7 protein-coding genes and 1 pseudogene are annotated in these 6,754 nt (G+C 40.0%); 3 read left to right on the top strand and 5 right to left on the bottom strand.

Translation table 11 applies throughout. The features are described from left to right. The 3 genes and pseudogenes from MTF66_RS04050 to ilvN form a co-directional block, all read left to right on the top strand. Positions 1-369 (top strand): annotated as a pseudogene (locus MTF66_RS04050) (transposase); the annotation flags it as partial. Between the two features lie 786 nt (positions 370-1,155). Then, on the top strand, positions 1,156-2,880 hold the full coding sequence (locus MTF66_RS04045) for an acetolactate synthase 3 large subunit (protein ID WP_248526476.1): 1,725 nt from the start codon (positions 1,156-1,158) through the stop codon (positions 2,878-2,880). Next, the gene (gene ilvN / locus MTF66_RS04040) at positions 2,880-3,377 is read left to right on the top strand and encodes an acetolactate synthase small subunit (RefSeq protein ID WP_054551998.1); all 498 of its coding nucleotides are present in this window, start codon (positions 2,880-2,882) and stop codon (positions 3,375-3,377) included. Before MTF66_RS04045 ends, ilvN begins: the two co-directional genes overlap by 1 nt. Before the next feature lie 82 nt (positions 3,378-3,459). Here ilvN and MTF66_RS04035 read toward each other — a convergent pair whose 3' ends face one another. The 5 genes from MTF66_RS04035 to MTF66_RS04015 form a co-directional block, all read right to left on the bottom strand. After that, the gene (locus MTF66_RS04035) at positions 3,460-3,735 is read right to left on the bottom strand and encodes an HU family DNA-binding protein (RefSeq protein WP_004586404.1); all 276 of its coding nucleotides are present in this window, start codon (positions 3,733-3,735) and stop codon (positions 3,460-3,462) included. Positions 3,736-3,939: 204 nt separating this feature from the next. Beyond that, positions 3,940-4,473 carry a DUF3833 domain-containing protein gene (locus MTF66_RS04030; RefSeq protein WP_054562353.1) on the bottom strand — a complete coding sequence of 178 codons (534 nt, stop codon included), beginning with the start codon at positions 4,471-4,473 and terminating at the stop codon, positions 3,940-3,942. Then, positions 4,466-4,963 carry a chalcone isomerase family protein gene (locus MTF66_RS04025; RefSeq protein ID WP_248526475.1) on the bottom strand — a complete coding sequence of 166 codons (498 nt, stop codon included), beginning with the start codon at positions 4,961-4,963 and terminating at the stop codon, positions 4,466-4,468. Before MTF66_RS04025 ends, MTF66_RS04030 begins: the two co-directional genes overlap by 8 nt. 55 nt (positions 4,964-5,018) lie before the next feature. Next, complete coding sequence (locus MTF66_RS04020; protein ID WP_248526474.1) at positions 5,019-5,513, bottom strand: DUF2878 family protein; 495 nt, start codon at positions 5,511-5,513, stop codon at positions 5,019-5,021. Further along, the gene (locus tag MTF66_RS04015; protein WP_248526473.1) at positions 5,491-6,753 is read right to left on the bottom strand and encodes a cyclopropane-fatty-acyl-phospholipid synthase family protein; all 1,263 of its coding nucleotides are present in this window, start codon (positions 6,751-6,753) and stop codon (positions 5,491-5,493) included. Before MTF66_RS04015 ends, MTF66_RS04020 begins: the two co-directional genes overlap by 23 nt. Position 6,754 lies beyond the last annotated feature (1 nt).

Genomic DNA, 6,754 nt, shown 5'->3' with positions numbered 1-6,754 from the left:
ACCAGTATTAAATCTAGAATTAATGCAGCTCAAAATAATAAGCAACCGAAATCACTTATGCGCTTTGCAGGTAAACCTCGTAAACATATGCCTAAAGGACTACCATTTGAACTCAAAACATACCTGCAACTTGTTGATTGGACTGGCCGCTCAATCCGAGAAGATAAGCTAGGGAAAATCCCAAAAGAGGCATTACCAATACTTGAAAGGTTAAACATCTGTACAGAAAACTGGCTCACACTCACCACGTCCTTTACACGCTCTTTTAAAAATACTGCAGGTAAGGAACAAGCAATCACAGCTTATACAAATCACATGAAGCGAAAACGAAGAAGCTCTATAGCTAATAGCTTAGCCTTATTTACTTAGTTACGCATTCGACACTAGAAGTCAATTTTACAAATCCAACCCTTTAAATTCTAGAGGCATAACAACTTTTGCAACTATCGCTGACTAGTGTGTAAAACTAAAAAATAACTCAGCACATAAGGCTGAAATTTAATTAATGACAATAAAAAAATCACTACTTCCCCAGCAATTCCAATTGTTCTGAATAATTCAAACCTTTCTTAAGCTGATTCTTAGTAAAATAAAATTAGGTGTCTGGTTAAATATTTAAATTGGCTATCTTTTTAAAAATTAACCAAACCTTATGGTAGCGAGGTATTAAAGTGGGTGTCTAATTATAAAAATAAAACCTATTCTGATAGTAGCTAAGTTATGCAAGGCAGTAACGTAAATGCATTATCTATTGGTATAGTTAGCAATTTGCCACACGAACAATTCAATGCATAGTTCCACCCAAAAACAATAACAATTAAGCATTTAGGTGCAACAAAAATATCTAAAAACTTAAATACAGAAAAATTAATGCAAAAAGCCACATTTGCGGTTGACATCAGTTTCCAAAACGCTTAAAAATACTCCTAACATTTTTTAAACAGCAGCCATCTAGTCGGCTGTGCATTTTTTAGAAGAAAATTAAAAAATAATGAATATTCGCCGTCACCTTTTAGTCGTCAACGTTCTCGTACTGGTCTTAGTTACAAGCCCAGCGGGAGGCTATTAAAAGGTGAAAGCATGCTTTTTAAAAAACCCCCGCCATATGCGGGGGTTTTTTTATGCATTTATGCTTGCACACACAGAGGAATGAGGATGAGTACAACTGAATATAATGGATCCGAACTAGTTGTTCGGGCACTTAAAGAATTGAATGTTAAGTATATTTTTGGCTACCCTGGCGGGTCTGTTCTTGATTTATATGACGCGTTATTTCAACAAGAAGATATTGAACATATCTTAGTACGTCACGAACAAGCCGCAACTCATATGGCTGATGGTTATGCCCGTGCTACCGGTGAAGTTGGTGTGGTACTAGCAACTTCAGGCCCTGGCGCTACAAACTGTGTTACAGGTATCGCGACAGCATACATGGATTCTATCCCAATGGTGGTGTTATCTGGCCAAGTTCCTACTGGTTTAATTGGTGATGATGCATTCCAAGAAACTGATATTGTTGGTTGTTCTCGCCCTATCGTAAAGCACAGCTATAACTGTCGTAGCGCAAAAGATATTCCAACAATCTTAGCTAAAGCATTCTACTTAGCCAGCACAGGCCGCCCGGGCCCGGTTGTGGTTGAATTACCAAAAGATATGCTTAATCCAGAGCTAAAGTTCCCATTCGAATTTCCAAAAACAACTGAGCTTCGAACTTATAACCCGAATACTAAAGGTCACTCAAAACAAATTCGCAAAGCAGTTAGCGCAATTTTAGAAGCTAAAAAACTGGTTATTTACTCTGGTGGCGGCATTATTCTATCAAATACCTCTGAGCAACTAACTCACTTGGTTGAATCATTAAATGCGCCAATCACTAACACCTTAATGGGCCTAGGTGGTATCAGTGGTACTCACCCTAACTTTATTGGTATGTTAGGTATGCATGGTAGCCTTGAGGCAAATAAAGCCATGGCAAATGCTGATGTTATTTTAGCTTTAGGCGCTCGATTCGATGATCGGGTAACAAATAACGTTAAAAAGTTCTGCCCTAATGCCACTATCGTTCATGTTGATGTTGACCCAACCTCTATTTCTAAAACAATTAAAGCGCACATCCCGGTTGTTGGCTGCTTGAAAACAGTGCTTGAGCAGTTACAAACGGCGATTGATAAGAGCCCTATTTCAATTGATCGTTCGGCACAAGAAGACTGGTGGCGTCAAATTATTAGCTGGCGTGAACAAAAATGCCTAAACTACAGCACTGATGGCGATAAAATCAAACCACAAGCCGTTATCGAGGCAATTTACAAAGCAACTAATGGGGATGCTTACATTAGCTCTGATGTAGGTCAGCATCAAATGTTTGCAGCTCAGTATTATCCGTTTAAACACCCTCGCCAATGGATTAATTCTGGTGGCTTAGGCACCATGGGCTTTGGTTTACCTGCGGCAATGGGCGTTAAGCTTGCCTTCCCTGAAAAAGAATCTATCTGTGTGACGGGTGATGGTTCAATCCAAATGAACATTCAAGAGCTATCAACTTGTTTACAATACAATTTAGCTGTAAAAGTAGTGTCATTGAATAACCGCTCACTGGGCATGGTACGTCAATGGCAAGATATGATGTATTCAGGTCGTCACTCATCTTCTTACATGGAGTCACTTCCTGATTTCGTAAAATTAGTTGAAAGCTATGGCCACGTAGGTATTCGCGTTGATCATATTGATGAGCTTCAGCCTGCTATTGAAAAAGCCATGTCTATAAACGACAGACTGGTATTTTTAGATATCTGTGTAGATGAAAAAGAACATGTATACCCTATGCAAATCAAGCTAGGGGCAGTCGATGATATGTGGTTACGTAAAGGAGTAAAAGCATAATGCGCCGTATTTTATCAATCTTATTAGAAAACGAACCTGGCTCGTTATCGCGCATTGTAGGCTTATTTTCACAGCGCGCTTACAACATCGATAGCCTTACTGTTGGCACGACTGACGATCATTCTCTTTCGCGTATTACCATTACAACCATGGGTGATGATCGCATCGTTGAGCAAATCACTAAACAAGTGAACAAGCTAGTAGATGTTCTTAAGATTATTGACTTAACCGAAATGGCACATATCGAGCGTGAGCTACTATTAGTGAAAGTTTTCGCCCAAGATGAAACCACCAGAGCAGCAGTAACGCGTGTTGCTGATGTATTCCAAGGCGCTATTTTAGATATGGGGCGCCACAGCTACACACTGCAGCTTGTAGCGAGCACAGAAAAGATAGAATCTTTCCTTGATACCCTGCGCCATGAATCAGACATTATTGAGGTTGTACGTTCAGGTGCGGTTGGCATTGGTCGTGGTGATAAAGCGTTAAAGGCATAAGCCTTTTTCGCTAGCGCGACAAAACTCCAGATACAAAAAAAGGGCTATAAGCCCTTTTTTCAAAAATTTGTAAGTTATCCTATTAAGGATTAACTTGGTCTTTAAGACCTTTACCCGCTTTAAAGCTTGGGATAGTTGCTGCTGCGATTTGGATTTCTGCACCAGTTTGTGGGTTACGGCCAGTACGCGCTGCACGCTCTTTTACTGAGAAAGTACCGAAACCAACTAATGCTACTGAGTTACCTTCTTTAAGAGAGCTAGTAACTGCGCCAGTGAATGCATCTAGTGCACGAGTTGCTGCCGCTTTTGAGATTTCTGCATCAGTAGCAATTTTTTCAACTAATTGAGCTTTATTCATTGTTAGATTCCTATTCGTTATTATTTTGCCTTCGCAAAACCTATCTTTATGCATTTTTGAGAAGTTAGCAACAGCAAATTGCTATTTTTACGTAATTTATTCAAAAATGACTACTATTTAACTATCAATCACAAGGTTAGTGACATCAGTATTAATAAAGACTTAATTTAACTTCCATCACAAAATTTTATGATAGCTAAACCATCATTCAATTTTCTCGATAACCAAGGTAACTTCCCCGACCTCAAAGCCAAACTTATCAATAGCGGTACGGTTTATCAAGCGTGATTGTGTTACCAAGTACATCCAATCATCGAAATTTACCACTAAAGTACTACCATCATATGGAAGCTCGACAGAATATGTCCAATGGAACACGCTTCCATTGCTCTCACCCTTTGCTTCGCCAATCACATCTGATGCTGTCCCTGTGATACTGCCATCATCATTAATGGTAATGTACCAAACACGGGTTTGCGTTTCGCCATCATCATAAACAAATTGCTCGTCAATCACTCCCTGATTGCCGTTCCAAGATGCTTGCATGTCAACTACCAGCTTACGTGTTAACTCGCCCTTGTGGTCTTGCACAACGCCGTAGGCTTTGAGCTCACCACTAAAAAACTGCTTAAAGTCAAACTTAGGCTCTGTTCCTTGATAATAATCAACATCTGGCGCAGAGCAGCTGGTAATTAACAGTACCATAGCGAAAATAAAGAGTGCTTTGAGCTTAATCATGTTTCCCTCCAATAAGCTGTTTACGAAGTGATGGTTCAGACGTGTCGGCGCTTAACCAAATTGCTAAGAAGTTGTCAGCGAATTTATTATCATCGATCTGACCTAGCTCTTTGTCATTAAAGTAAAAAGTACCGATCCCTTGCTCGTTGGTTTGAAACGACAACGAATCGTTTTTTTTGATATCAGGCCAAAGGGCTAATAATTGTTTATCGTAAACACCTACCATGTCATTGAGCTTTAAATGTTGCCATTGCTCGTTGGTTGCTTTGACGATATCTTTCGCATCGAAATCCCGCAAATAGGTGAGTGTAAGTTTGCTGGGGTGTTGGCCAAACTGATACGAACCCGATGGGGTCTCTAATTTAGCGTTATAAACATCCCAAAACAGATACTCCATTTTCGCTTGGCCCACCGTTTTAAAGCCATTTGCATATACGCCCGCACAGAACAGTAACGCAGCAAATAAACTTAAATTAAGTGACTGTTTCATCAAATAATCCTTAAAGTTGTGTTATCAAACACTACGAAAAACCACCTAAAACTGATCATTTAGCCGCTAAAAATCGCTTATTAATAGCGATTATCGCCATAAACATACTTGCCCACCCCAAACCATAAACCAGCCAAAATTGCCAAACAACGAGCTCAGTATTAAGCACTTCAAAGCGCATTCCAGCGTAGTAACTAGCAGGAGCAAATAACGCGCAAACACCCCAGGCAATATACCAAGGCAGCTTTTGTAGGAACTGCATCGAAGTATTAATGGTTAAAAGCAGTGCAGCCCAAAGTACAGCAAGCCATAAAGGAAAAGGGGTTACTTTAAAGGCAAGTAAGTTTAAGCTGCTGGCAAGCCATTCATAGCCCAGTGCGAGAGGCAAGCCACATAAGAGTAGCCAACTATCTTGCTCGCGTTGCTTTGATAGATAAATCATCAAAGCGACAACAACTAAAGCGGGTATCAGAGAATTATGCTCAAGGAGTAAGGCCATAAACCATACCCCTTGAAACAAAGCAAAATTAATAATCGAGCGCGATATCATCGCCAGAATGGCCAAAACGAGGTTTACGTGCAACTAAATGAACTGTACTGATAGCACGGGTTCTAAAAGCACCTTCACAGTAAGCTAAATAAAATAACCACAAACGATAGAATCGCTGGTCAAATTTCACTTTATCTATTTCAGGCCAGCTAGCGACAAAGCGCTCGCGCCAATCAGCCAGTGTTCTTGCATAGTGAACACCAATATCTTTTACACTATGCACAACCATGTCTGTTTGCTGTTTTATTTGCTTATTCATTTCGTCTAAGCAAGGCAAACAACCACCTGGGAAGATGTACTGCTGGATGAAATCGGAATTTTTAAGGTAATGGCTGTAACGCTGATCAGCTATGGTGATTGCTTGAATAAGCATTGCACCACTGTCTTTTAATAAAGACTGACATTTTGCAAAAAAGCCAGGCAAATATTCATGACCGACAGCTTCAATCATTTCGATTGATACAAGCTTATCGTACTTGCCCTCTAAGAGGCGGTAATCCTGCTTTAATAAAGTAATTTTATGCTCAAGGTTAAGCTCTTTAACCTTTTGTTCAACATAGGCATGTTGCTCATCAGAAATGGTGGTCGTCGTTACATGGCAATCAAAATGTGTTGCTGCATAAATCGCAAAGGCGCCCCACCCTGTGCCAATCTCAATCACCGAATCACCTGGTTGTAAATCAACCTGCTCACAAATCAATGCTAGTTTGTGCTCTTGGGCCTGTTCAAGGCTAGCTTGTTTTGAAGGGTAAACAGCACATGAATACAACATTTCGTCACTTAAAAATGCACTGTATAAGTCGTTACCTAAATCATAGTGCGCCGCAATGTTCTTTTTTGAACCGCTTGCTGAGTTTTTATTTTTAATGTGATTAACTCGGTGCGCAATACCACTTAAAAAGGCGAATTTTTTCTCGAATGCATCTAGCTGATCTTGGTTAAGGGCAAATATTTCAATAAGTTTAGTGAGGTTGTCACAATCCCAATAGCCAAGAATATATGCCTCACCAGCCCCCACACTGCCAGACAAAGCAAATGACTTATACATAGCAGCATCGTTTACCGTGACCGTAGCGTGTAAATCACTGGTTATGTCACCGAATTGCTCTTTTTGGTTACCCTCTTTGAGGGTAATGCAACCGACATTGATACTGTTGAATGCACCTATTACCAGTTTTTTATAAAGCTTTGTCATCCAGCCAGTCGTTTGGGCTTGTGTTAAATTTGATACTTTTTCCATC

It is taken from the genome of Pseudoalteromonas sp. 2CM39R (genome assembly GCF_023161845.1).
Note: the sequence above shows the minus strand (reverse complement) of the source record. Positions and strands in the feature narration are given on the sequence as shown.

Bases quoted from the DNA above. Each gene is read 5' to 3' on its own strand.
- MTF66_RS04045 (WP_248526476.1), top strand. From the start codon at position 1,156: ATGAGTACAACTGAATATAATGGATCCGAACTAGTTGTTCGGGCACTT.
- ilvN (WP_054551998.1), top strand. From the start codon at position 2,880: ATGCGCCGTATTTTATCAATCTTATTAGAAAACGAACCTGGCTCGTTA.
- MTF66_RS04035 (WP_004586404.1), bottom strand. From the start codon at position 3,735: ATGAATAAAGCTCAATTAGTTGAAAAAATTGCTACTGATGCAGAAATC.
- MTF66_RS04030 (WP_054562353.1), bottom strand. From the start codon at position 4,473: ATGATTAAGCTCAAAGCACTCTTTATTTTCGCTATGGTACTGTTAATT.
- MTF66_RS04025 (WP_248526475.1), bottom strand. From the start codon at position 4,963: ATGAAACAGTCACTTAATTTAAGTTTATTTGCTGCGTTACTGTTCTGT.
- MTF66_RS04020 (WP_248526474.1), bottom strand. From the start codon at position 5,513: ATGATATCGCGCTCGATTATTAATTTTGCTTTGTTTCAAGGGGTATGG.
- MTF66_RS04015 (WP_248526473.1), bottom strand. From the start codon at position 6,753: ATGGAAAAAGTATCAAATTTAACACAAGCCCAAACGACTGGCTGGATG.